This window comes from Streptomyces sp. NPDC055287, from assembly GCF_053646035.1.
Map to the genome: position 1 here is coordinate 324,619 of NZ_JBSHNE010000005.1, position 22,684 is coordinate 347,302.

20 protein-coding genes, 4 tRNA genes and 1 other RNA gene are annotated in these 22,684 nt (G+C 71.2%); 16 read left to right on the forward strand and 9 right to left on the reverse strand.

What is annotated here, in order from left to right; genetic code table 11:
• The 4 genes from ACWIHY_RS11490 (at nt 1) to ACWIHY_RS11505 (ending at nt 3,140) form a co-directional block, all read left to right on the forward strand.
• Nucleotides 1-558 carry a helix-turn-helix domain-containing protein gene (locus ACWIHY_RS11490; protein WP_454375414.1) on the forward strand — a complete coding sequence of 186 codons (558 nt, stop codon included), beginning with the start codon at nt 1-3 and terminating at the stop codon, nt 556-558.
• 89 nt (nt 559-647) lie between these two features.
• A complete protein-coding gene (locus ACWIHY_RS11495; protein ID WP_454375482.1) occupies nt 648-1,208 on the forward strand; it encodes a GNAT family N-acetyltransferase in 561 nt (186 codons plus the stop codon).
• Nucleotides 1,209-1,349: 141 nt separating this feature from the next.
• Nucleotides 1,350-2,657, forward strand: a complete 1,308-nt coding sequence (locus ACWIHY_RS11500) for a lipase family protein (RefSeq protein ID WP_454375415.1) — start codon at nt 1,350-1,352, stop codon at nt 2,655-2,657.
• 213 nt (nt 2,658-2,870) lie between these two features.
• On the forward strand, nt 2,871-3,140 hold the full coding sequence (locus tag ACWIHY_RS11505; protein WP_454375416.1) for a hypothetical protein: 270 nt from the start codon (nt 2,871-2,873) through the stop codon (nt 3,138-3,140).
• Between the two features lie 177 nt (nt 3,141-3,317).
• On the opposite strand, the gene ACWIHY_RS11510 is transcribed toward ACWIHY_RS11505, so the two are convergent.
• Nucleotides 3,318-3,402 (reverse strand) — tRNA-Ser (locus ACWIHY_RS11510).
• 98 nt (nt 3,403-3,500) lie between these two features.
• Here ACWIHY_RS11510 and ffs point away from each other — a divergent pair.
• The 6 genes from ffs to ACWIHY_RS11540 all read left to right on the forward strand — a co-directional run bounded on the left by ffs (nt 3,501) and on the right by ACWIHY_RS11540 (nt 11,821).
• Nucleotides 3,501-3,599, forward strand: an RNA gene (gene ffs, locus ACWIHY_RS11515) — signal recognition particle sRNA small type.
• Nucleotides 3,600-3,641: 42 nt separating this feature from the next.
• Nucleotides 3,642-5,831 (forward strand): DNA polymerase III subunit gamma and tau, encoded by a 2,190-nt coding sequence (locus ACWIHY_RS11520; RefSeq protein WP_454375417.1) that lies wholly within the window; start codon nt 3,642-3,644, stop codon nt 5,829-5,831.
• A 41-nt stretch (nt 5,832-5,872) separates the two neighbouring features.
• Entirely contained in the window at nt 5,873-7,126 is a 1,254-nt protein-coding gene (gene purD, locus ACWIHY_RS11525; RefSeq protein WP_454375418.1) for a phosphoribosylamine--glycine ligase, read from the forward strand.
• A gap of 234 nt (nt 7,127-7,360) precedes the next feature.
• Nucleotides 7,361-8,989 (forward strand): hypothetical protein, encoded by a 1,629-nt coding sequence (locus tag ACWIHY_RS11530; protein ID WP_454375483.1) that lies wholly within the window; start codon nt 7,361-7,363, stop codon nt 8,987-8,989.
• Nucleotides 8,990-9,328: 339 nt separating this feature from the next.
• On the forward strand, nt 9,329-10,837 hold the full coding sequence (locus ACWIHY_RS11535; RefSeq protein ID WP_454375419.1) for a N,N-dimethylformamidase beta subunit family domain-containing protein: 1,509 nt from the start codon (nt 9,329-9,331) through the stop codon (nt 10,835-10,837).
• 84 nt (nt 10,838-10,921) lie between these two features.
• Entirely contained in the window at nt 10,922-11,821 is a 900-nt protein-coding gene (locus tag ACWIHY_RS11540) for a phosphoribosylaminoimidazolesuccinocarboxamide synthase (RefSeq protein ID WP_454375420.1), read from the forward strand.
• A gap of 47 nt (nt 11,822-11,868) precedes the next feature.
• On the opposite strand, the gene ACWIHY_RS11545 is transcribed toward ACWIHY_RS11540, so the two are convergent.
• From ACWIHY_RS11545 to ACWIHY_RS11580, 8 genes are all read right to left on the reverse strand, one after another.
• A tRNA-Gly gene (locus ACWIHY_RS11545) sits at nt 11,869-11,941 on the reverse strand.
• Nucleotides 11,942-11,970: 29 nt separating this feature from the next.
• A complete protein-coding gene (locus tag ACWIHY_RS11550; RefSeq protein WP_454375421.1) occupies nt 11,971-12,597 on the reverse strand; it encodes a response regulator in 627 nt (208 codons plus the stop codon).
• On the reverse strand, nt 12,594-13,817 hold the full coding sequence (locus ACWIHY_RS11555; protein WP_454375422.1) for a sensor histidine kinase: 1,224 nt from the start codon (nt 13,815-13,817) through the stop codon (nt 12,594-12,596). The genes ACWIHY_RS11550 and ACWIHY_RS11555 overlap by 4 nt, the downstream gene beginning before the upstream one ends.
• 77 nt (nt 13,818-13,894) lie before the next feature.
• Complete coding sequence (locus tag ACWIHY_RS11560; protein WP_454375423.1) at nt 13,895-14,662, reverse strand: ABC transporter permease; 768 nt, start codon at nt 14,660-14,662, stop codon at nt 13,895-13,897.
• On the reverse strand, nt 14,659-15,618 hold the full coding sequence (locus ACWIHY_RS11565; RefSeq protein WP_454375424.1) for an ABC transporter ATP-binding protein: 960 nt from the start codon (nt 15,616-15,618) through the stop codon (nt 14,659-14,661). Before ACWIHY_RS11565 ends, ACWIHY_RS11560 begins: the two co-directional genes overlap by 4 nt.
• Nucleotides 15,619-15,756: 138 nt before the next feature.
• Nucleotides 15,757-15,832, reverse strand: a tRNA-Gly gene (locus tag ACWIHY_RS11570).
• A 53-nt stretch (nt 15,833-15,885) separates the two neighbouring features.
• Nucleotides 15,886-15,957: transfer RNA gene (locus tag ACWIHY_RS11575), tRNA-Gly, on the reverse strand.
• A 132-nt stretch (nt 15,958-16,089) separates the two neighbouring features.
• Nucleotides 16,090-16,407 (reverse strand): histone-like nucleoid-structuring protein Lsr2, encoded by a 318-nt coding sequence (locus tag ACWIHY_RS11580; protein ID WP_454375425.1) that lies wholly within the window; start codon nt 16,405-16,407, stop codon nt 16,090-16,092.
• 325 nt (nt 16,408-16,732) lie between these two features.
• Here ACWIHY_RS11580 and purS point away from each other — a divergent pair, with 325 nt between their 5' ends.
• The 6 genes from purS to ACWIHY_RS11610 all read left to right on the forward strand — a co-directional run bounded on the left by purS (nt 16,733) and on the right by ACWIHY_RS11610 (nt 22,683).
• Complete coding sequence (gene purS, locus ACWIHY_RS11585; protein WP_454375426.1) at nt 16,733-16,984, forward strand: phosphoribosylformylglycinamidine synthase subunit PurS; 252 nt, start codon at nt 16,733-16,735, stop codon at nt 16,982-16,984.
• Nucleotides 16,981-17,661, forward strand: coding sequence for a phosphoribosylformylglycinamidine synthase subunit PurQ (purQ, locus tag ACWIHY_RS11590; protein WP_454375427.1), 681 nt, complete (start codon nt 16,981-16,983; stop codon nt 17,659-17,661). The genes purS and purQ overlap by 4 nt, the downstream gene beginning before the upstream one ends.
• On the forward strand, nt 17,658-19,907 hold the full coding sequence (purL, locus tag ACWIHY_RS11595) for a phosphoribosylformylglycinamidine synthase subunit PurL (protein WP_454375428.1): 2,250 nt from the start codon (nt 17,658-17,660) through the stop codon (nt 19,905-19,907). Before purQ ends, purL begins: the two co-directional genes overlap by 4 nt.
• Nucleotides 19,908-20,035: 128 nt before the next feature.
• Complete coding sequence (locus ACWIHY_RS11600; RefSeq protein ID WP_454375429.1) at nt 20,036-20,845, forward strand: sterol carrier family protein; 810 nt, start codon at nt 20,036-20,038, stop codon at nt 20,843-20,845.
• A gap of 168 nt (nt 20,846-21,013) precedes the next feature.
• Nucleotides 21,014-21,802: a putative protein N(5)-glutamine methyltransferase gene (locus ACWIHY_RS11605; protein ID WP_454375430.1), complete on the forward strand. Its 789-nt coding sequence runs from the start codon at nt 21,014-21,016 to the stop codon at nt 21,800-21,802.
• A gap of 47 nt (nt 21,803-21,849) precedes the next feature.
• The gene (locus ACWIHY_RS11610) at nt 21,850-22,683 is read left to right on the forward strand and encodes an META domain-containing protein (RefSeq protein WP_454375431.1); all 834 of its coding nucleotides are present in this window, start codon (nt 21,850-21,852) and stop codon (nt 22,681-22,683) included.
• Nucleotide 22,684: the final 1 nt, after the last annotated feature.

Genomic DNA, 22,684 nt, shown 5'->3' on the forward strand with positions numbered 1-22,684 from the left:
ATGAAAACCCTTGAGGGCCGGCTCGCGGCCCGGCTCTGCGAGCTGCGCACCGAGCAAGGCTGGTCGCTGGAGGAGCTGGCGCGGCGTACGGACGTCAGCCGGTCGACCCTCTCGCGGCTGGAGCGCGGCGAGATCAGCCCGACGGCGTCGCTGCTGGGCAACTTGTGCGCGGTGTACGGGCGGACGATGTCGCGACTGCTCGCCGAGGTGGAGTCCGAGCCGCCGCAACTGGTCCGCGTCGACCGCCAGTTGGTGTGGCGGGACCACGAATCGGGCTTCACCCGGCGGTCGGTGTCCCCGCCGCACCCCGGACTGCGGGGAGAGCTCGTCGAGGGCGTCCTGCGGCCGGACGCGGACATCGCGTACGAAGGGCCCCCGGTGCCGGGGATCGAGCAGCACATCTGGGTCCTGGAAGGCGCACTGGAAGTCACGGTGGGCGGCGTCGCCCACGAGATCCACGCCGGGGACTGCCTGCGCTTCCGCCTCTGGGGCCCTTCGCGGTTCCACTGCCCGGGCCCCGGTCCGGTCCGGTACGCGGTGATGGTGGTCCTGCCGTGACCACCACGCCTCCCGCGGTCACCACGCCCTCCGCCGCAGCCACGCCTCCCGTGACGGTTGCGCCCCACCACTCCGCCACTTCTCACGTCATCGCCCGCCTGTCGGCCGACGAATTCCGTGACGGAGCGGGTTACCTGGCTGGCCTCCTCGCGGACGCGGTCGACGGCAACGCCTCCGTCGGCTTCCTCGCCCCCTTCGGCCACGACGACGCCGCGGCCTGGTGGGCCGCCCAGCAGCCGGCGGTCGACGACGGAAGCCTCGCCGTGTGGGTCGCCCGCGGTCCCGGCGGCGTCGTCGGTACGTTCAGCCTCGCCCGCAGCCCCAAGCCCAACAGCCGGCACCGCGCCGAGCTGGTCAAGCTGATGGTCCACCGGACCGCCCGGGGCCAGGGCCTCGGCCGCGCACTCCTCGCCGCCGCCGAAGAGGCGGCCACCCGCGCCGGCGCCACGCTCCTGCTCCTGGACACCGAGACCGGCAGCCCCGCCGAGCACCTCTACCGCGCGGCGGGCTGGACCCGCTACGGCGTCGTTCCCGACTACGCGGACGATCCGGCCGGCACCCCCAAGGACTGCAGCTTCTACTTCAAGCGCCTGGCACCGGATCCAGCGGCGACCACCGCCCGGCATCCCCGTCCGACGGCGCAGGCCTGATCCCCCGCATCCCCGGCATGCCGCCGGGCGCCCCGCCGTCTCGCCTCACTGCGACACAGAATAGACATAACATTACAATCAGTGACAATTCATACTCTCCTCCTTAGTCTCTGGTCCGGCACCGAGTGAATGGACCATCAGATGAGACGAAGGTTTTCGGCGATCATCGCGGCCGGTGTGGCCGCGATCCTCGCGCTGGGATGCGGCACCGCAGTCGCGCAGTCGGCGACCCCGGACGACGGCAGGGGCAACGGGCAATGCGCACCGGGCGTCCCGGTAGGTCCGGAGGGCAAGGACTTCTACGACCCTCCGTCGCCGCTGCCCGGGGGCGAGCACGGTGACCTGATCTGGGCCCGTGAGGTGAACGCCCCCCACGGGGCGAGGGCCTGCCGGATCCTCTACCTCTCGACCCTCCACAGCGGCGCCCCGGTCGCCGTCTCGGGCATCGTGGCCTGGCCGGACAAGCCCGCCCCGCGCGACGGCCGCAATGTCGTGGCCTGGGCGCACGGAACAGTGGGCGGCCCGCGCATGTGCGCGCCCTCCGCCGTGCCGGACCCGGCCGTCGACCTGGTGGACTACTTCACGTACGACAGCCCTTGGGGGATCGACGTCGGCGTCCCTGCACTGACGCAGTTCCTCGGCTCCGGTGACGTCGTGGTCGGCACCGACTACCAGGGGCTGGGCACGCCCGGCGTGCACCAGTACGTCGTCGGCGAGACGGAGGCGAACAACGTCCTCGACTCCGTCCGGGCGGCCCGGCAGATCACCGACACCCACGCCAACAACAAGACCGCGGTACTGGGCTGGTCGCAGGGCGGCGGCGCGGCGATGTTCATCGGCCAGAACGTCCGCAGGTACACCCCCGAGACCAAGCTGGTCGGCGTGGCGGGACTGGCGCCCGCCGCCAACCTGGGTCCGGACTTCGCCGGCCTGGTCCCGCCCGGGCCGACCAGCGCCACCTCGGCCTCCCACAACGCGGCGCTGCGGATCAATGTCTACCGGGGCTTCCTGGCGGCCTACCCCGAGCTGAGGGCCACGGACGTACTGAAGCCGGCCGGGCTGAAGGCCCTCAAGGGTGACGGGGTTGCGTGCATCGAGCACTTCTCCGACGTGATCCAGAACAACGTCGGGAACAACGGGAGGCTCGACACGCTGTTCAAGCCGCTGCGGGACGTGCCGCGCGCCTGGCACAAGCGGTTCCGCGAGAACACTCCGGGCCATGCCACGACGGTGGCTCCGGTGCTGGTGATGCAGGGCACGGCGGACACCGTCATCAACCCGAACTCGACCACCCAGTACGTACGGCGGGCCTGCCACTTCAGCCAGCCGGTCCAGTACACGAAGTACCAGGGCGCCACGCACCAGACCATCCCCGTCGTCGCCGAAAAGCAGTACCTGCGCTGGATCGCGGAGCGCTTCGCGGGCCGGCCGGCTCCGTCCAACTGCTGACGCGACGGCCACTCCCGGCCGGTGGACCTGGTTCGTCCACGCCGATGAGACCGAAAAAGGAAGGCCCGGACCGCTACGCGGTCCGGGCCTTCCGGCTGCGGAGATACGAGATTCGAACTCGTGAGGCCACGACGCGCACGGCTGTCTCTTCGGTCGCGCGCCACGTGCTGGAAGGGGACGATGGATGAGGGGCAACGTGATGGAGAGGCACCCATGGCTCGGACCAGCACAGACCACCCCAAGGAACACACGTCGTTCCTCTCCCGCCCCGGCGTCCGCCGCCTCGCACCGTTCGTTCTGATCACCGCTGTCGCTCTGGTCTTCATCTTCGAAAACCGCGCGAGCGTCGAGATCCGCCTTCTCATCCCCGTGGTGACCATGCCGCTGTGGGGCGCCCTGCTGATCGCCTGGGGCCTCGGCATGCTCGCCTGCCTCATCACTTTGCGGCGACGCCCCAGCCGACATGATCGACACTCAAGGTGAGTTCCCGCTGAGGGAACTCACGGTTGCACGACGCCCGTCACACCGCCGAAGAGACACGGACGAGGAGGAGCCAGGGCCGACGAAGGGCCCTGCCGAGACCGGGGGATGAGACCAGGAACGATGAAGGCCCCGACCGGTGAACCGGTCGGGGCCTTCATCTGCCCTGGTGGGCGAGTGCGGAGGATACGAGATTCGAACTCGTGAGGGGTTGCCCCCAACACGCTTTCCAAGCGTGCGCCCTAGGCCACTAGGCGAATCCTCCGCCGCAAACAATACAAGACGTTGAGGAGTGCTCGCGAACGCGTTCCGCGTGGTCGGGGTCCGGCTCGTTTTCCCGGGGGGCGATCCGCTAGGGTGGGGTCCAGCCCCTCACGTGGCGCTATCTCACCGAACTCCCCCAGGGCCGGAAGGCAGCAAGGGTAAGTGAGCTCTGGCGGGTGCGTGGGGGGCGCTTGCGTTGGGCGGGGCCGGTTGTCAGTGGGTCCCGATAACCTCGTATACGTGTCGTCCCTTGCGCTCTACCGCCGCTACCGTCCCGAGTCGTTCGCCGAGGTCATCGGGCAGGAGCATGTCACTGCCCCGTTGCAGCAGGCCCTGCGTAACAACCGGGTCAACCACGCGTACCTGTTCAGCGGGCCGCGGGGCTGTGGAAAGACGACCAGCGCCCGCATCCTCGCCCGCTGTCTGAACTGCGAGCAGGGCCCCACCCCCAATCCGTGCGGCGAGTGCCAGTCCTGCGTCGACCTCGCCAGGAACGGCCGGGGATCGATCGATGTCATCGAGATCGACGCCGCTTCGCACGGTGGTGTGGACGACGCCCGTGACCTGCGGGAAAAGGCGTTCTTCGGGCCGGCGAGCAGCCGCTACAAGATCTACATCATCGACGAGGCGCACATGGTCACCCCGGCGGGCTTCAACGCCCTGCTGAAGGTGGTCGAGGAGCCCCCGGAGCACCTCAAGTTCATCTTCGCGACGACGGAGCCCGAGAAGGTCATCGGCACGATCCGTTCGCGTACGCACCACTACCCCTTCCGGCTGGTGCCGCCGGGCACCCTGCGCGACTACCTCGGCGAGGTGTGCGGCAAGGAGGGCATCCCGGTCGAGGACGGGGTGCTGCCTCTCGTCGTACGGTCCGGGGCCGGCTCCGTGCGTGACTCGATGTCCGTCATGGACCAGCTGCTCGCCGGCGCGGCCGACGACGGTGTGACATATGCCATGGCGACCGCGCTTCTCGGGTACACCGAGAGCTCGCTGCTCGACTCGGTCGTGGACGCCTTCGCGGCGGGTGACGGCGCGGCCGCTTTCGAGGTGGTGGACCAGGTCATCGAGGGCGGAAACGATCCCCGCCGGTTCGTGGCCGATCTGCTGGAGCGGCTGCGGGACCTCGTGATCCTGGCCGCCGTGCCGGACGCCCGCGAGAAGGGCCTGATCGACGCGCCCGCGGACGTCGTGGAGCGGATGCAGGCCCAGGCCTCGGTGTTCGGCGCGGCGGAGCTGAGCCGCGCCGCCGACCTGGTCAACACCGGTCTCACCGAGATGCGGGGCGCCACGTCGCCGCGCCTCCAGCTCGAGCTGATCTGTGCCCGCGTACTGCTGCCCGCCGCCTTCGACGACGAGCGTTCCTTCCAGGCGCGGCTGGACCGGCTGGAGCGCAGCGGGGGTGGCGGCGCGTTCGTGGCCGCGGCCGCCGCTCCGGGTCCCGCCATGGGGTACGTACCGGGGCCCGAGGCCCATGGGGCTCCAGGGCCGGCTGCGAACGTGCCCGCAGCGGCGCCCGCGCCTGCTCCCGTGATGCCGCCCGCGGCTGTCCCGCCTGCCCCGGCGCCGGCCGCGGCGCCCGACACCGTTCCGGCCGCCGCCGAGGGCGCCCAGCGCCCCGGTGCGTGGCCCGGCGCCGGCGGCGGCGCCGCCGGACAGGACGCCGGGGGGCGCCGACCGGGCGGGTGGCCCACCGCCTCCGCGCCGGGTCAGGGCCGGCCGGAGCCGCAGCCCGCGCCCGCCGCGGCTCCGGCCCCCGCGCCGGCGGCGGCTCCGGCCGCCGTCCCGCAGCCGGCCGGGCAGGGCGCCCTGCAGGTGCAGAACATGTGGCCGGGCATCCTGGAGGCCGTCAAGAACCGGCGGCGCTTCACCTGGATCCTGCTCAGCCAGAACGCGCAGGTCAGCGGCTTCGACGGGACCACGCTCCAGATCGCCTTCATCAACGCCGGTGCCCGGGACAACTTCGCGAGCAGCGGCAGCGAGGACGTGCTGAAGCAGGCGCTGGCCGAGTCCTTCAACGTGCAGTGGAAGATCGAGTCGGTCGTCGACCCGTCAGGCGGCGGTGGTGGTGGCGCCCAGCCTCCCGGCGGCGGAGGCGGCTTCGGCGGTGGCGGCGGCGCGGGCGGTGGCGGCTTCGGCGGACGCCCCCCCGCCGCGGCTCCGCGTCCCGCCCCCCAGGCCCAGCCGACCCCGGCACCCGCCGTGCCCCAGGCGTCGGGCCAGCAGCGCCCGGCCCCCGAGTCGTCCCCGGGCGGCACGTCCTACGGCACGGACCCGACGCCCCCGCCCGCGCCGCCGCCCCCGCCGATGGCGATCGAGGACGACGTACCGCAGGAGGACGACCCGGACCTCGTCGACTCGGCACTCTCGGGCCACGACCTGATCGTGCGGGAACTGGGCGCGACGGTCGTCGAGGAGTTCACGAACGAGTAGCCCGGCGGGGGGAGCGCGGCGCGCGGGCTAGGCTGCACACCGTGAAGGTCCTCGTCATCGGCGGCGGCGCCCGCGAACACGCCCTGTGCCGCTCTCTGTCCCTCGATCCCGACGTCACCGCGCTGTACTGCGCCCCCGGCAACGCCGGGATCGCCGAGGTGGCCGAGCTGCACCCGGTCGACGCCCTCGACGGCGCCGCCGTGGCGCGCCTCGCCGGCGAGCTCGGTGCCGGCCTCGTCGTCGTCGGCCCGGAGGCGCCGCTCGTCGCGGGCGTCGCCGACGCCGTGCGCGCGGCCGGTATCCCCTGCTTCGGCCCGTCCAGGGAGGCCGCCCAGCTGGAGGGCTCCAAGGCCTTCGCCAAGGACGTGATGGCCGCTGCGAACGTCCCGACCGCCCGCAGCTATGTCTGCACCACCCCCGAAGAGATCGACACGGCGCTGGACGCCTTCGGCGCTCCGTACGTCGTAAAGGACGACGGCCTCGCCGCCGGCAAGGGCGTCGTCGTCACCGACGACCTCCAGGCGGCCCGTGAGCACGCGCTGGCCTGCGACCGCGTGGTCATCGAGGAGTTCCTCGACGGCCCCGAGGTCTCGCTCTTCGCGATCACCGACGGCGTGACCGTACTCCCGCTCCAGCCCGCGCAGGACTTCAAGCGCGCGCTCGACGGCGACGAGGGCCCGAACACCGGCGGCATGGGCGCGTACTCCCCGCTGCCGTGGGCCGACCCCAAGCTGGTCGACGAGGTCATGGCGACCGTGCTCCAGCCGACCGTCGACGAGCTGCGCCGCCGTGGCACGCCCTTCTCCGGGCTGCTGTACGCGGGTCTGGCGATCACCTCGCGCGGCGTACGGGTCATCGAGTTCAACGCCCGTTTCGGAGACCCGGAGACCCAGGTGGTCCTGGCGCGCCTCAAGACCCCGCTGGCGAGCGTGCTCCTCAACTCCGCCAACGGAACTCTCGACGTCGAACCGCCCCTGACCTGGCGCGACGACGCGGCCGTGACGGTCGTCATCGCCTCGCACAACTATCCCGAGACCCCGCGTACGGGCGACCCGATCGAGGGCCTCGACGAGGTCGCGGCCCGGGATGAGCCGCACGCGTACGTTCTGCACGCCGGGACCAGGAGCGAAGGCGACGCCGTCGTGAGCGCGGGCGGCCGCGTGCTGTCGGTGACGGCAACCGGTCGGAACCTCACCGAGGCGCGTGAGCGGGCATACGTGGCCGTCTCCCGGATCCGTCTCGACGGCTCGCAGCACCGTACGGACATCGCGAAAAAGGCAGCGTCCGAAGCCTGACCCGCCCCGCCCTGCCGCCCCGACGACGTCAGCAGCTTTCCCCAAAGCCATTCCATCGAGTGACCACTCGGCCATCCGGCTGACGGTCGCCGAACCCCCAACTAGGGTGCGGCGCAAGCGTTCCGGCACTTGGCCCACCGACATTGCGATGTCAGTGGCGGGTGCCACAGTGGGGGAGTGAGCAAAGCCGTCGCAGGGCGAAGGGGGTGACGTCCGGCCGTGTCCGGTACCGGTATGGGTGTGGAGAAGGGCGCGCAGTCCGCGCGTTCCAGGGCTCTCGCCGTGCTGCGCGTCCGCAGCACGGCGCTGGCCGTCGCCCTGCTGCCCGCGGCCGTCGCCGTCGTCCTGCTGGTGGGCGGCACGACGGGTCACGCGGGCGGCGGGGGCTGGGACGCCGCGCGCTGGGTGATGACCGCTACAGCGGTCGTGGCCCTGCTGGCGGCAGCGGCCGTAGGGGCGGTGATCGTACGGGCGAGACCCGCGACGACGCCGACGGTCGAGATCGCCGAGCGCTCCGCGCCGGATCTCTACCGGCTCGTGCGTGACCTGGCGGACCGCCTGGAAGTGCCGGCGCCGTCCGCGATAGCGCTCACGCCGGACTGCGACAGCTGGCTGGAGGACCGCACGCACCCGGCCTCCATACCGGGCGCCGGCTCTCGACGCCGCAGGACCGCGGCGGCGCCCGTGCTGGTCATCGGGTCCCCGTTCCTGTGGTGGATGCGGGTGGCCGAGCTGCGCGCGGTGCTCGCCCCGGTCGTCGCCGGTACGGGACCCTCCGCGCACCCCGACATAGCCGCCGCCCGCCGCTTCGTACGCGGTCTGGACGCGGCGGTGGCTGTGGCGGCGGATCCGAACCAGGGACCACTGCGCCGGATCCCCCTCCGCTTCGTCGGCTGGGTCTCCAGGCTCCTCCTGCGCAGCTGCCGGGTGCACGCCGCCGAGATGGAGCGTGGCGTCGCCACAGCCGCTTCGGAGCGCGCCCAGACCGTCGACTACGGCCTGCGGATCGTCGCCCAGGAGCAAGTGGGCCTGGCCTACGCGGGCTGGGACCGCCTCCTGACCCGCGTCGCGTTGCCCGCCTGGCGCATGGGCCGCTGGCCGTCGCGTCTGGACGCCGGCGTCGTCTCCGCGCTGACCGAACTCTCGCGCCGCGACCGCCTGGCCGAAGGTTTCACCTCCCGCCTGGGCGAGCGCCCGGCGTGCGACCTCCTGGAGGAGCCCGGCACCGTCGACGAGGCCGCCTCGCTCCTCGCCGCCCGGCTTTTCCACGGCGGCCCCGCCGAGCCGGGTCCGGACTGGTCGCCGGTGGACTGGCAGCAGTACCCGGAGGAGGTCGTCGACCGGAAGTGGCGCGCGGACGCCGCCCGCCTCCACCGCGTCCTGGACACCCTGGGAGCCCGCCGCGCCACCGCCCCCACGCTGACGCGCGTTCTGGACCACCTGTCGGCCGCCGCGCCCACAGCCGACGCCCTCAACCCGGCATCCGAGACGCTCGCCGCTGCCATCGGCGCGGAGGTGGCCCGGGAAGAGGCGGCCGCTCCGCCGCCCGCGCCCCTCGACCTGGGCGACACCGACGACCCCTGGGACACCGGCCCGCTCTTCCCCCTCCAGCCGCCGAGGACGGGCCGCGACCTGCTCGCCGACCACGTGACCGCGATGGTGTGCTGCGCCGCGGTGGACACGGCCGGCGCCGCCCCCGGCCTGGACTGGCTGGACGGCCCGGCCCTCCTGGTGGACGGCGAACGCCGGGCGGACCTGGGCGCCCGGGTCCTGACCCTCGTCGAAGACGGCGACGCCGCCCCACTCCGCTCCTGGCTGACCTCGGTAGGAGTACGCGCGGAAAAGACCGTCCGCCTGGTCTGAACGCCGAGGGCCCATCCCACCCCACCCCACTCCCGCTCCAAGGACCCAAGCTGCCGGGAAGGGCCGCGCCTGGGGTCCCGGCAGGAGCTGTCAACGGGCGGCACCGACCCCGTGTTCGCCGCCCCGGCACCCCGAAACCCCCACCCCGCGCCCCTGCCCCGTCGGTACGCGGCTCCGCGCCCCCTATCACGACCCGCCGCTTACCGGAGACTCTCGTTCCGTTAACGTCAATTCGCGACGAACGGTGACGGAGTGCGTGCGTTATGTGATGTGCTGGGGGTCAGTAGCTGACAAGTGGCGCATCACAGTTGTCTCGGGGGCTAGAGGGAGGGAAGCGGCATGGGGGACGAGTTCATCCGGCGCTGGGAATCGGGCGCGCTCGCGCATGCCGTCTCGGACCCGTTCGGCCAGGGCCCACTGCCCTGGCTGCGCGGCAGCGAGCACTACTTCGGCGACAGCGGCCAGGTCATCCCCTGGTACGCCGAACCCACCGAGGGCGCGGACCACCGCGACCCCGTCACCGGAGCCCGGCTTCCGCAGCCCCGCTCCGCCTCGACCGGCGGCCCGCGCACCGCCGACGACGTACGCCAGCAGATCAAGGGCTTCGCGTCCCCGGGCGCCGCCGCCCCCGGCGAGGCGATCGACTTCCACATCACCGTGGACCCGCCCCAGCAGTTCTCCGTGGACATCTACCGGATCGGCCACTACGGCGGCGACGGCGCGGCCAAGATCACCACCAGTCCCCGCCTGTCCGGCATCGTCCAGCCGGCCCCGCTCACGGCCGACCGCACCGTCTCGTGCCACCACTGGTGGCTGTCCTGGCGCCTCCAGATCCCGGACTTCTGGAGCATCGGGGCGTACGTCGCCGTGCTCACCACCGCCGACGGCTACCGCTCCCACATCCCGTTCACGGTCCGCGACAGCCACCCGGCCGACCTGCTCCTCCTGCTGCCGGACATCACTTGGCAGGCGTACAACCTCTACCCGGAGAACGGCCGCACGGGCGCGAGCCTGTACCACGCGTGGGACAGCATGGGGCGCCTGCTGGGCGAGGAGGAAGCGGCGACGACGGTCTCCTTCGACCGCCCCTACGCCGGCGCGGGTCTGCCCCTGCACGTCGGCCACGCGTACGACTTCATCCGCTGGGCCGAGCGCTACGGCTACGACCTGGCCTACGCCGACGCCCGCGACCTGCACGCGGGCCGCATCGACCCCACCCGCTACCGGGGCCTGGTGTTCCCGGGCCACGACGAGTACTGGTCGGCCCCCATGCGCCGCACCACAGAGCTGGCGCGCGAGGCGGGCACCTCCCTCGTCTTCCTGTCCGCCAACACGATGTACTGGCAGGTGGAGCTGGCGCCGTCCCCCTCCGGGACCGCCGACCGCCTCCTCACCTGCCGCAAGCGCCGGGCCCCCGGCAAGGCCGCCCTCTGGCGCGAGATCGACCGTCCGGAGCAGCAGCTCCTGGGCATCCAGTACGCCGGAAGGGTCCCGGAACCGAGCCCCTTGGTCGTACGCAACGCGGACCACTGGCTCTGGGACTCGACGGGCGCCCACGAGAACGACGAGATCGAGGGCCTGGTGGCGGGCGAGGCGGACCGCTACTTCCCCCGCACACAGCTCCCCGAACACCAGGACCGGATCCTGCTCGCCCATTCCCCGTACGAGGACAGTGAGGGCCACCGCCGCCACCAGGAGACGTCCCTCTACCGGGCCCCCAGCGGCGCGCTGGTCTTTGCCTCGGGCACCTTCGCCTGGTCCCCGGCCCTGGACCGCCCGGGCCACGTCGACCCTCGCATCCAGCGCGCGACGGCGAACCTCCTGGACCGCATCTGCAAACGCGACTGACCGACGCACCGCCCCGGCCCCACCCCCGCGCTCCGCATACGGGAGAATCAGAAGTGCTCCTGGATCAACCTACGCGGAGGAACCGTGTCCGGATTCGTAGAAAAGCCCGAGCCGCTGCAGCTGCCGGGCCTGACCCACCTCCACACGGGCAAGGTGCGTGACCTCTACCAGAACGAGGCCGGCGACCTCGTGATGGTCGCCAGCGACCGCATGTCCGCGTACGACTGGGTGTTGCCCACAGAGATCCCCGACAAGGGCCGGGTCCTGACCCAGCTCTCGCTCTGGTGGTTCGACCAGCTCGCCGATCTCGCCCCGCACCACGTCATCTCCACCGAGCTCCCCGCCGGAGCGCCGGCCGACTGGGCGGGCCGCACCCTCGTCTGCAAGTCCCTGAACATGGTTCCGGTCGAGTGCGTGGCCCGCGGCTACCTCACGGGATCGGGCCTCACGGAGTACCGGGAATCGCGCACCGTCTGCGGACTCGCCCTCCCCGAGGGCCTGACCGACGGCTCCGAGCTGCCGGCCCCGATCTTCACGCCCGCCACGAAGGCGGCCGTGGGCGAGCACGACGAGAACGTCAGCTACGAGGAAGTCGCCCGCCAGGTCGGCGCCGAGACGGCCGCCCAGCTGCGCCAGATGACTCTCGCCATCTACAACCGGGCCCGCGACATCGCCCGCGACCGGGGCATCATCCTCGCCGACACCAAGTTCGAGTTCGGCTTCGACGGCGACCAGCTGGTCCTCGCCGACGAGGTACTGACCCCCGACTCCTCGCGCTTCTGGCCCGCCGCCACCTGGGAGCCGGGCCACGCCCAGCCGTCGTACGACAAGCAGTACGTCCGCGACTGGCTGACCTCGCCCGCCTCCGGCTGGGACCGCAAGGCGGAGCTCCCGCCGCCCGCGCTCCCGCAGGAGATCGTCGACGCGACCCGGGCGAAGTACCTGGAGGCGTACGAGCTGCTCACCGGCACCCCCTGGTCCTAGAGCAACGCAGAAGGCCCCGGTCGTGTGACCGGGGCCTTCTGACTCTGAGCGGACGACCAGGTTCGAACTGGCGACCTCAACCTTGGCAAGGTTGCGCTCTACCAACTGAGCTACGTCCGCATGCACTGTGTCGCTGTGTGCGATGCCAACTATACCCAACCTCGCTCGCGTGCGAGGCGCACCGCGGCATGACGATTTTCCGCACCCAGTTTCGAGGCGGCCGAGGACAGATAGTTGCGCACCGTCCCGGGCGACAGCGCGGCCCGCTCCGCAATCTCCGCGACGGGCGCGCCGTCCGCCGCGAGCTCCAGCACTTCCGCCTCGCGCACGGTCAGCGGCGAGTCCCCGGCGGAGATCGCGTCGGCCGCCAACTCCGGGTCCACGTAGCGGTTTCCGTCTCGTACGCTCCGGATCAGTTCGGCCAGCCGCTGCGCGCTGACGGTCTTCGGCACGAACGCCCGCACCCCCGCCGCGAGCGCCCGTTTCAGGTGCCCGGGCCGTCCGTGACTGGTCACGATCATGCAGCGGCAGCCGGGCAGCTCGGCCCGCAGGGATGTGGCCACACTCACACCGTCGGCGCCCGGCATCTGCAGATCCAGTACGGCGACGTCCGGCCGGTGCGCCCGCGCCATCGCCAGCGCCTCGGGGCCCGTGGCCGCCTCGGCGACGACGACGAGGTCGTCCTCCAGACCGAGCAGCGCGGCGAGCGCGCCCCGGATCAGATGCTCGTCGTCGGCGAGCAGCACCCGCACCGGTCGTACGGCGGAATCACTCACCGCAGCGCCTCCCGGGCCAGCGGCACCTCGGCCGTGAGCCGGAACCGCCCGTCCCCGGCCGGCCCCGCCCGCAGCGTCCCGCCGACCGCGCTCAGCCGCTCCCGCAGCCCGGCGAGCCCCGACCCCGGGCTGCCCGTGGCGGACACCTCGCCCGCGCCGTCGTTCTCCACGACCAGCACCGCACGCCCCCCGTCCGCCCTCAGCCGCACCGTGCAACTGCGCGCGTCCCCGTGCCGCAGCACATTGGTCGTCGCCTCCCGGACGACCCACCCGAGCGCCGACTGCACGCCGGCCGGCAGCTCGTCGCCGGGCCCCCGGTCCATCAGACAGTCGATGCCCGCCGCACTCAACACGCCCCGTGCCCCTTCCAGTTCGGCGGGCAGATCCGCCGCACGATAGCCCCGTACGAGCTCACGCACCTCGCGCTGCGACTCCTGCGCGATCCGCTGCACCTCGGCCATCTGGTCGGCGGCCTCCGGCCTGCCGCGCCGCGCGAGCTGCACCGCCAGCTCACTCTTGAGTGCGATGACGGCGAGATTCCGCCCCATGACGTCGTGCATGTCCCGTCCGAAGCGCAGCCGTTCCTCGGCGACCGCGAGCCGCGCGGCCACGTCGCGGGCCTGGTCCAGTTCCCAGATCACCGCGACGAACCAGGCCGACGACCGGGTGGTCACCAGCCCGAAGAGTCCCGCGCACAGCACGACGATCACCCCTGCCACGGGCAGCCCGCTGTGTCCGCCGGTCGCTGCCAGCGCCCCCGCCACCAGCACCGCCACGACCAGCGTCCCCAGGACCAGCCGCCGGAGCGTCGACAGCATGAACGTCGACATGGCCGCTGTCAGCAGGGTGTTCAGCAGCATCTGCGCCATCGCCGTCCCTTCACGGTCGATGCCGCCGGTCGCCTGAAGGGCCGCGATGAGCCCCACCGACGCCACCATCAGCGCGAGCGCGACGGTCGCCGAGCGCCAGGGCGCCGGGGCGCCGTCGACGTAATGCGCGAGCCCGTGGTGGATGGTGTGCATGGCGACGGCGCACTGGGCCACGGAGAGCGCCAGCACTCCCTGCACCAGCGCGACGGCACCGGGGTCGTGGCCGGTCAGTCCCCCCATGAGGGGGAGCACGCCGCCGAGAGAGAGCGGCCACGGCAGGATGTACAGCAGCGCCCGCATGTACAGATCCAGCTTCGCGGCCTGACTCCGCTTCCGCCAGAAGCCCCTCATCCCGTCCCCCTCTTCCACACACCCAGTCGGCGGCCGGCTCTCGCGCTCAGCACGGAACCGCGCCGATACGCCGCCCCCTACCGCCGCGGCTCCCACCGGAACCACCGCCGGACAGCGACCACCGACAGTACGGTCCATGCCACCGCCGTGCCGACCGCCCCCAGCGCCTCGTACGCTCCCAACTGTCCGCTCCAGCCGCCCCGCACGAGCTCCACCACCGGCGACAGCGGCAGCAGCTCGAAGACCGAGGCCACCTTGTCCGGCAGCAGCTCCAGCGGCACGATGACGCCGGACCCCACCATCGAGATCAGCATCAGCGGCATGATCGTGATCTGGGCGCCCTCGGCGGACCGCGTGAACACGGTGGTCAGGGCCGCCATCGCACTCGCGACCACCAGCCCCAGCAGCACACCGGCCACCACCCACACCGGATCGGCCGGCATCTCCATCCCCAGCACCGCCGCCCCCGCGATCAGCAGCACCACGCACTGCGCGAGCCCGGCCACCAGCGTGGCGGCGGCCGTCCCGGCCAGTATCTCCGCGTCGCCGAGCTCCCCCGTCCGCAGCCGCTTCAGTACGAGCTCCTCGCGCCGCACCACATAGACCGTGACCAGCGCCGAGTACACCCCGAAGAGCAGGACGAACGCCACGGCCATCGGCATCATCGCCTCCCCCAGCGACAGCCCCGCCCCGCGCAGGTCCAGATCCTCGACGACCGGCCGCATCGCGTACGTCATGGCCACCGGCACCACCAGCGCCGTGAGGAGCACCGCCTTGTGCCGTACGAGCAGAGTCAGTTCGGCCCGTGTCAGCGCCGCCATACGTCCCGCCACAACCGTACTCATCGGGCACCCACCTCTTCCCCGTCCCGCTCGCTCTTCTTCGCCTCGCGCGCGATGCTCAGGAACGCCTCCTCGAGCGACGCCGACCGCACATCGAGTCCGCGCAGCTCCACCCCCGCCGTCTCCGCCCACGTCAGCAGCCCGGTGGCGGTCCGCTGAAGCCGGTCGGTGAAGAGCCGCACAGTCCGCCCCGCCAGTGCGTGCCCCGTCACGCCCAGTTGCGCCAGCGGCGGCAGGTCCCCCAAGTGGTATCCGTCCGGCAGCTCGAAGGAGATCTGCGACGGGTACTCCGCCACGACCTCGTCCACCCGCCCCTCGGCGGCGATCCGTCCCTCGTGCAAAATCGCCAGCCGGTCGGCGAGCTCCTGCGCCTCCTCCAGGTAATGCGTGGTCAGCAGCACGGTCGTCCCCCCGTCGCGCAGCTCACGCACCAGCTCCCACGTCTCGCGCCGCCCCTCGGCGTCGAGCCCCGTGGTCGGCTCGTCGAGGAACAGGATCTCGGGCCGTCCGAGCAGCGCCGTCGCCAGGTCCAGCCGCCGCCGCTCCCCACCGGACAGCTGCTTGACCCGTACGTTCCCCCGCCTCCCCAGCCCCACCAGCTCCAGCGCCTCGCCCACCGGCCGTGCCCCGCTGGTGCACCCCGCCCACATCCGGACGGTCTCGCGCACAGTCAGCTCGGACGGGAAGCCGCCTTCCTGGAGCATGACGCCGATCCGGGGGCGCACCTTCGCCCGCTCGGCGTACGGGTCGTGCCCGAGTACCCGGACGCTGCCGCCACTGGGCCGGGCGAGGCCCTCCAGGAGTTCCAGGGTGGACGTCTTGCCGGCCCCGTTGGTACCGAGGAGCGCGAAGAGCTCTCCGCGGGCCACGGAGAAGGAGAGCGAACGGACGGCCTCGAAGCCGCCGCTGTAGGTACGCCGGAGCCCCTCGGCATCGATCACGTACTCATTGCTGGTCATGACACAAGACTTCCGCCGGGCCACGGCCACCGGCAGTGCGCGTTGTCATCGACGTACATGACAAATGTCAGTCGGCGGGGACACCGGACACTGAGACGACGAAGGCCCCGGTCGCAATGACCGGGGCCTTCGTACTCATGGAGCGGACGACGAGATTCGAACTCGCGACCCTCACCTTGGCAAGGTGATGCTCTACCAACTGAGCCACGTCCGCATTTGGTGCCACCACTGTACCCGAACCACCGAAGTGGTAGGTAAGCGATGTAGAGCGGGTGACAGGAATTGCACACTGCGCCTTCCCCCTGGAAGGGGGATGTTCTACTACTGAACTACACCCGCACGCTGCTCGGGGACCGGCCCTGCGGCCTTGCCCCTCGGCGTGCTCCAGACTCTAGCCGATCACCTGGGGTGGAACGCAAGTCGGCTGTTCCGGGGGCTCCGTGCGCGCCGGTCCCGGTCCCCGGCGGCCCGTCAGGAAGCCTCCGCGAAGGCCTCGTAGACCTTCTTGGGGATGCGGCCCCGGGCCGGCACGTCCATCTGGTGCGAGCGCGCCCACGCGCGCACGGCGGCCGGGTCGGGGGCCACGGGGGTGTGGCGGTAGACCTTGCCCGACTTCGAGTGCTTTCGGCCTGCCTCGATGAACGGTTCCAGCGCGGTGCGCAGTTTCTTTGCATTGGCGGGATTCAGGTCGATCTCGTACGACTTCCCGTCCAGGCCGAAGCTGACCGTTTCCGCTGCTTCCCCTCCGTCGATGTCGTCGGAGAGCGTGACCACTACGCGCTGAGCCACGGATATCGGTCCTTTCCTGCGGCACTGCCACGTCCGACATCGCGCCTGACGTGGGGTGATGCCGGCCTTCCGGCTGTTTTGGAGCAATGCTGATTTTCTCGCTATTCCTTTGTACAGCGAGAGGCATTGCATGGTGAAGCCCAGTTAATTCCGTCCGCGTGTCCTTCCGCAATCGGAGGCGGCCGTTTTTTCGTGGATTTTTCCCGCGGTTGTTGCCGCCGATACCGGAACGTGATCCACGTCAACGTATATCTACCCGCGTAGAATTTCAGGACGGGTACGCTGATGGAACCGCCTTCGCACCACACCACCACCGGGAGTGCCAGTGGCACGCGTCGTAGTCGACGTCATGCTCAAGCCCGAGATCCTCGACCCGCAGGGACAGGCGGTGCAGCGTGCACTGCCCCGTCTCGGCTTCGAGGGAATCGCGGACGTCCGTCAGGGAAAGCGTTTCGAGCTCGAGGTCGATGGGCCGGTCGATGACGCCGCCCTCGCCCGCATCAATGAGATGGCCGAATCGTTCCTCGCCAACACCGTCATCGAGGACTTCACCGTGAAGGTGGAGGAGTCGAAGTGACCGCTCGTATCGGAGTCGTCACCTTTCCAGGAACGCTCGACGACAAGGACAGCCTCCGGGCCGTCCGGACCGCGGGCGCCGAGCCGGTCTCGCTGTGGCACCGCGACAAGGACCTCAAGCAGGTCGACGCGGTCGTGCTCGCGGGCGGCTTCTCCTACGGCGACTACCTGCGGGCCGGCGCCATCGCCCGCTTCTCGCCGGTGATGGAGACGATCATCGAGCAGGCGAAGGCCGGCCTGCCGGTCCTCGGTATCTGCAACGGTTTCCAGATCCTCACCGAGGCGCACCTGCTGCCCGGCGGAATGCTGCAGAACAACCACCTGCACTTCATCTGCCGCGAGCAGAAGCTGCGCGTGGAGACGAGCGGGACGGCCTGGACGGCGGACTACACCGCCGGGCAGGAGATCCAGATCCCGCTCAAGAACATGGACGGCCGATACGTCGCCGAGGAGCGCGTGCTCGACGAGCTGGAGGCGGAGGGCCGTGTCGCCTTCCGTTACCTCGACGTCAACCCGAACGGCTCGCTCCGCGACATCGCCGGCATCACCAACGCCGCCGGCAATGTCGTCGGCCTGATGCCGCACCCGGAGCACGCCGTGGAGCCGCTGGTCGGCACGGGACGCACCGACGGCCTCGGATTCTTCACCTCGATCCTGAAGAAGCTGGTCAACGCATGACTCTGGACACCGTCAAGCACGCCTCGGAGACCCCCGAGGCCGGGCAGCCCTGGAAGGAACTCGGCCTCAAGGAGGACGAGTACGCGCGCATCCGGGAGATCCTCGGCCGCCGCCCGACCGGCGCCGAGCTCGCCATGTACAGCGTCATGTGGTCCGAACACTGCTCGTACAAGAGCAGCAAGGTCCACCTGAAGCAGTTCGGCGAGAAGGTCCCCGAGAACGACGCGATGCTCGTCGGCATCGGCGAGAACGCGGGTGTCGTCGACGTCGGCCAGGGTTACGCCGTGACCTTCAAGGTCGAGTCGCACAACCACCCCTCGTACATCGAGCCCTACCAGGGCGCGGCCACGGGTGTCGGCGGCATCGTCCGCGACATCCTCGCCATGGGCGCCCGCCCGGTCGCGGTCGTCGACCCGCTGCGCTTCGGCGCGGCCGACCACCCCGACACCCGGCGCGTACTGCCCGGTGTCGTCGCCGGCATCGGCGGCTACGGCAACTGCCTGGGCCTGCCGAACATCGGCGGCGAGGTCGTCTTCGACAAGTGCTACCAGGGCAACCCGCTGGTCAACGCCGGCTGCATCGGCGTGATGAAGCACGAGGACATCCACCTCGCGAAGGCGAGCGGTCCCGGCAACAAGGTCATCCTGTACGGCGCCCGCACGGGCGGCGACGGCATCGGCGGCGTATCGGTACTCGCCTCCGAGACCTTCGAGTCGACCGGGCCCGCGAAGCGTCCCGCCGTTCAGGTCGGCGACCCCTTCCAGGAGAAGCTCCTCATCGAGTGCACCCTGGAGATCTTCCGCGAGCAGCTCGTCGCGGGCATCCAGGACCTCGGCGGCGCGGGCCTGTCCTGCGCGACCTCCGAGCTGGCCTCGGCCGGTTCCGGCGGTATGCGTGTCGAGCTGGACACTGTTCCGCTGCGCGACTCCTCCCTCTCGCCCGAGGAAATCCTCATGAGCGAGTCGCAGGAGCGCATGTGCGCGATCGTCGAGCCGGACAAGGTCGACCGGTTCATGGAGATCTGCGAGAAGTGGGACGTCATCGCCACCGTCATCGGTGAGGTGACCGACGGCTCGCAGCTGGAGATCTTCTGGCACGGCGAGCAGATCGTCGACGTACCGCCGCGGACCGTGGCCCACGAGGGTCCCGTCTACCACCGGCCGTACGCCCGCCCCGAGTGGCAGGACGCGCTCCAGGCCGACGACGCGAACAAGCTGGCGCGCCCGGCGAACGCGGCGGAGCTGCGCGAGCAGGTGCTGAAGCTGGTCTCGTCGCCGAACCAGGCGTCGAAGTCGTGGATCACCGACCAGTACGACCGCTTCGTGCAGGGCAACACGGTGCTCGCCATGCCCGAGGACGCCGGCATGGTGCGGATCGACGAGAAGACGAACCTGGGCGTCGCCATGGCGACCGACGGCAACGGCCGGTACGCGAAGCTCGACCCGTACACGGGCGCCCAGCTCGCGCTGGCCGAGTCGTACCGCAATGTCGCCGCTTCCGGCGCCAAGCCGCTCGCGATCTCCGACTGCCTGAACTTCGGCTCGCCCGAGGACCCGGACGTCATGTGGCAGTTCGCGGAGGCCACGCGCGGCCTCGCGGACGGCTGCCTCCAGCTCGGTACGCCGGTGACCGGTGGCAACGTCTCGCTCTACAACCAGACCGGCGAGACCGCCATCCACCCGACGCCGGTCGTCGCGGTGCTCGGCGTGATCGACGACGTGACGCGGCGTACGCCGGTCGCGTTCGCGGAAGAGGGCCAGCTCCTCTACCTGCTCGGCGACACGCACGAGGAACTGGGCGGCTCCGCCTGGTCGCAGGTGATCCACGACCACCTCGGCGGCATGCCGCCGAAGGTCGACCTGGACCGGGAGAAGCTGCTCGGCGAGATCATGATCTCGGCCTCGCGCGACGGAATGATCGACGCGGCGCACGACCTGAGCGACGGCGGCCTGATCCAGGCGGTCACCGAGTCCTGCCTGCGGGGCGGGAAGGGTGCGCGGCTGGTCGTGCCGGAGGGGCTCGACGCGTTCGTGTTCCTCTTCTCGGAGTCGGCGGGGCGCGCGGTCGTGTCCGTGCCGCGCAGCGAGGAGCTCCGCTTCAACGACATGTGCGGGGCGCGGGGCCTGCCCGTGACCCGGATCGGTGTCGTGGACGGCGAGGAGATCGAGGTGCAGGGCGAGTTCAGCATCCCGCTGAGCGAGCTGCGCACGGCGCACGAGGCGACGCTGCCGGGCCTCTTCGCCTGACGTGTCCCGGAGCCATCACCCGGTCCCGGCCAGTTACTGGCCGGGACCGGGTTTTTCTCACGGCAGGGCCGCTGCTGGTCCGCGCCGCACAAGACCCGTTGTCGTACCCACGCGTTAATCTCGGGGGCATGTCATCCGCTGCCCAGAAGCGTCCGCGCCCCCGCCCGCGTCGTTACGACGCCGGCAAGATCCGCGCCTCCGTCCTGGCACAGTTCGGCAACGCGGAAGAGGCGGTACGGGAGCTGACGCCCGCGCAGCTTGCCCTCCCCACCCACCTGGGGGACTGGACCGTCCGGGAGCTGGCCGCGCACATCTCCATGGGGGTCGGCGCGGTCGTCGGCTGTCTCGAACAGCCCGCCCCGCCCCGGCAGGAAGTCCCGCTACTGGACTGGCCGTTCGCCACGGCAGAGCGCGCCGCGCAGATCTCCGACGACACGAAGTCGATCGCCGGCTCCGCCCCCGACCTCGCCGCGCGGTACGAGCGGACCCGCGCCCGGCTCGCCGAGCTGCTGCCCGCCGTCCCCGACGACCGGCTTGTCGCGACCCGGGTCGGTGCCATGCGCCTCGACGACTTCCTCGTCACCCGTACCGTCGAACTCGTCGTCCACACGGACGACTTGAACCGCGCCGCCGGCCTTGCCGTCCCGTACGACCGGCAGGCCCTCGCCGCCTGCACCCGTCTCCTCGCCGACGCCCTCGCGGTGAAGGCGCCCGGGGGTTCCGTCGAGGTGCGCGTCCCGCCGTACGCCGTCGTGCAGTGCGTGGAAGGGCCCCGCCACACCCGCGGCACGCCGCCCAACGTCGTCGAGACCGACCCGCTCACCTGGATCCGCCTCGCCACGGGGCGTACGGACTGGGACGCGGCCGTCGGCGACGCGAAGGTCAGTGCCGGCGGCGAGCGGGCGCACCTGGCGGGGTTGTTGCCGATCCTCGGCTAGCCAGTTGTTGATCATGTAGTGTTGCCGACGCCAAAGCAGGACGTACGCACCAAGGAGGTGAGACCCATTACCGCTGTATCAGGTCGGGTGCTCTCCTCTCGCGACCGCGCGGTCCGCCGGGCATAGGGGACCGAGGGAGCGCCCATCGGCGTCCCGAAAGGTTTCCCCATGTCGCTCTCCCCTTCGCTTTCCCCCTCCGTCGTCACCAGGCTCCGGGCCGCCGGCTGTGTATTCGCCGAGGACGAGGCGCAATTGCTGCTCTCCACCGCCTCTGGACCCGCCCACCTCCGCGCCATGGTGGACCGCCGCGTCGCCGGTCTGCCCCTCGAACACGTACTCGGCTGGGCCGAGTTCAGCGGCCGTCGCATCGCCGTGGACCCCGGGGTCTTCGTCCCGCGCCGCCGCACGGAGTTCCTCGTCGAGCAGGCCGTGGCCCTCGCCCCTTCGCCGGCCGTCGTCGTCGACCTGTGCTGCGGGTCCGGCGCGCTCGGCGCGGCGCTGGCCGCGTCCCTGGACCAAGTGGAGCTGTACGCCGCCGACGTGGATCCCGCCGCCGTGCGGTGTGCCCGGCGCAACGTCACCGCGTTCGGCGGGCAGGTCTACGATGGCGACCTCTACGCGCCGCTGCCGGCCGCCGCGCTGCGGGGGCGGGTCGACGTACTGCTGGCGAATGTGCCGTACGTACCGACCGACGAGATAGAGCTGCTGCCCCCGGAGGCCCGCATCCACGAGGCGCGGGTCGCTCTCGACGGAGGGGCGGACGGGCTCGACGTACTGCGGCGGGTGACGGCCCAAGCGGCGCGGTGGCTGGCGCCGGGCGGCCATCTGCTGTTCGAGACCAGCGAGCGCCAGGCGTCGCGTGCGGTCGAAGCCGTCGCACGCGGCGGAATGGTCCCGCGGGTCGTCACGTCCGAAGAGCTGTACGCCACCGTCGTCATCGGAAGGAAGGGTGCGTGAGGGAGGGGAGGTGGAACCAGAAACCCCACTCGTTCCGTCCCATCGCCATGGATACGTCGCGCACCCGCATCTCCGGCCCCCTCACCGGCACCGTCACCGTTCTGGCCCTCCTGACCCTGGCCGCCTGCGGCACGGAATCGGGCTCGGGCGCCGGAAACGACGGCACCGTAAAGCCGGACATCCAGGTTTCCGGCATCGACTGGACCGTCGACAGCGTGACCGTCGACGGGAAGAAGATGCCGGCGCCCGAGAAGGCCACCGTCCGGATCGACGACAAGGGCCGGGCCAAGGGCAACACAGGCTGCAATCACTTCGGCGCCGATGTGACGGTCAAGGGCGACACGGTCACCGTGGGGTCCGGCCACACCACCGAGATCGGCTGCCCGAAGAACGTCGCGAAGTTCGAGCAGCACCTGCAGCGCACCTTCACCGGTGAGCTCAAGGCCAAGGTCTCGGACGACCGGCTGACCCTGACCACGGCCGACGGCGACTCCATCGCCCTGTCCGAGACGAAGCCCGAGCCTGCCGCGCGGCTCCTCGGCACCGAGTGGCGTGTGGAGTCGCTGCGGGACGGCGACACCGCGACCTCGCTGCCCGGGGACGCGGCGGGCAAGGCGAAGCTGATCTTCGGCGAGGACGGGTCCGTGGGCGGACACCTGGGCTGCAACAACGTCTCGGGCAAGGCGAAGGTCTCCGGCTCCACCCTCACCTTCTCCAAGATCGCCACGACCCGGAAGCTGTGCACGCCGCCGGTGATGGACGCCGAGCGGGCGCTGCTCAAGGTCCTCGACGGCAAGACGTCCTACGAGATCCGTGAGCGCGCCCTGTCCCTCACCGCGGCGGACGGCAAGGGACTGGACGCGGTCGCACTCGCCAAGTAGA

Bases quoted from the DNA above. Each gene is read 5' to 3' on its own strand.
- ACWIHY_RS11505 (WP_454375416.1), top strand. From the start codon at position 2,871: ATGGCTCGGACCAGCACAGACCACCCCAAGGAACACACGTCGTTCCTC.
- ACWIHY_RS11500 (WP_454375415.1), top strand. From the start codon at position 1,350: ATGAGACGAAGGTTTTCGGCGATCATCGCGGCCGGTGTGGCCGCGATC.
- ACWIHY_RS11535 (WP_454375419.1), top strand. From the start codon at position 9,329: ATGGGGGACGAGTTCATCCGGCGCTGGGAATCGGGCGCGCTCGCGCAT.
- ACWIHY_RS11490 (WP_454375414.1), top strand. From the start codon at position 1: ATGAAAACCCTTGAGGGCCGGCTCGCGGCCCGGCTCTGCGAGCTGCGC.
- ACWIHY_RS11565 (WP_454375424.1), bottom strand. From the start codon at position 15,618: ATGACCAGCAATGAGTACGTGATCGATGCCGAGGGGCTCCGGCGTACC.
- purL (WP_454375428.1), top strand. From the start codon at position 17,658: ATGACTCTGGACACCGTCAAGCACGCCTCGGAGACCCCCGAGGCCGGG.
- ACWIHY_RS11560 (WP_454375423.1), bottom strand. From the start codon at position 14,662: ATGAGTACGGTTGTGGCGGGACGTATGGCGGCGCTGACACGGGCCGAA.
- ACWIHY_RS11605 (WP_454375430.1), top strand. From the start codon at position 21,014: ATGTCGCTCTCCCCTTCGCTTTCCCCCTCCGTCGTCACCAGGCTCCGG.
- ACWIHY_RS11610 (WP_454375431.1), top strand. From the start codon at position 21,850: ATGGATACGTCGCGCACCCGCATCTCCGGCCCCCTCACCGGCACCGTC.
- ACWIHY_RS11530 (WP_454375483.1), top strand. From the start codon at position 7,361: ATGGGTGTGGAGAAGGGCGCGCAGTCCGCGCGTTCCAGGGCTCTCGCC.
- ACWIHY_RS11555 (WP_454375422.1), bottom strand. From the start codon at position 13,817: ATGAGGGGCTTCTGGCGGAAGCGGAGTCAGGCCGCGAAGCTGGATCTG.
- ACWIHY_RS11600 (WP_454375429.1), top strand. From the start codon at position 20,036: ATGTCATCCGCTGCCCAGAAGCGTCCGCGCCCCCGCCCGCGTCGTTAC.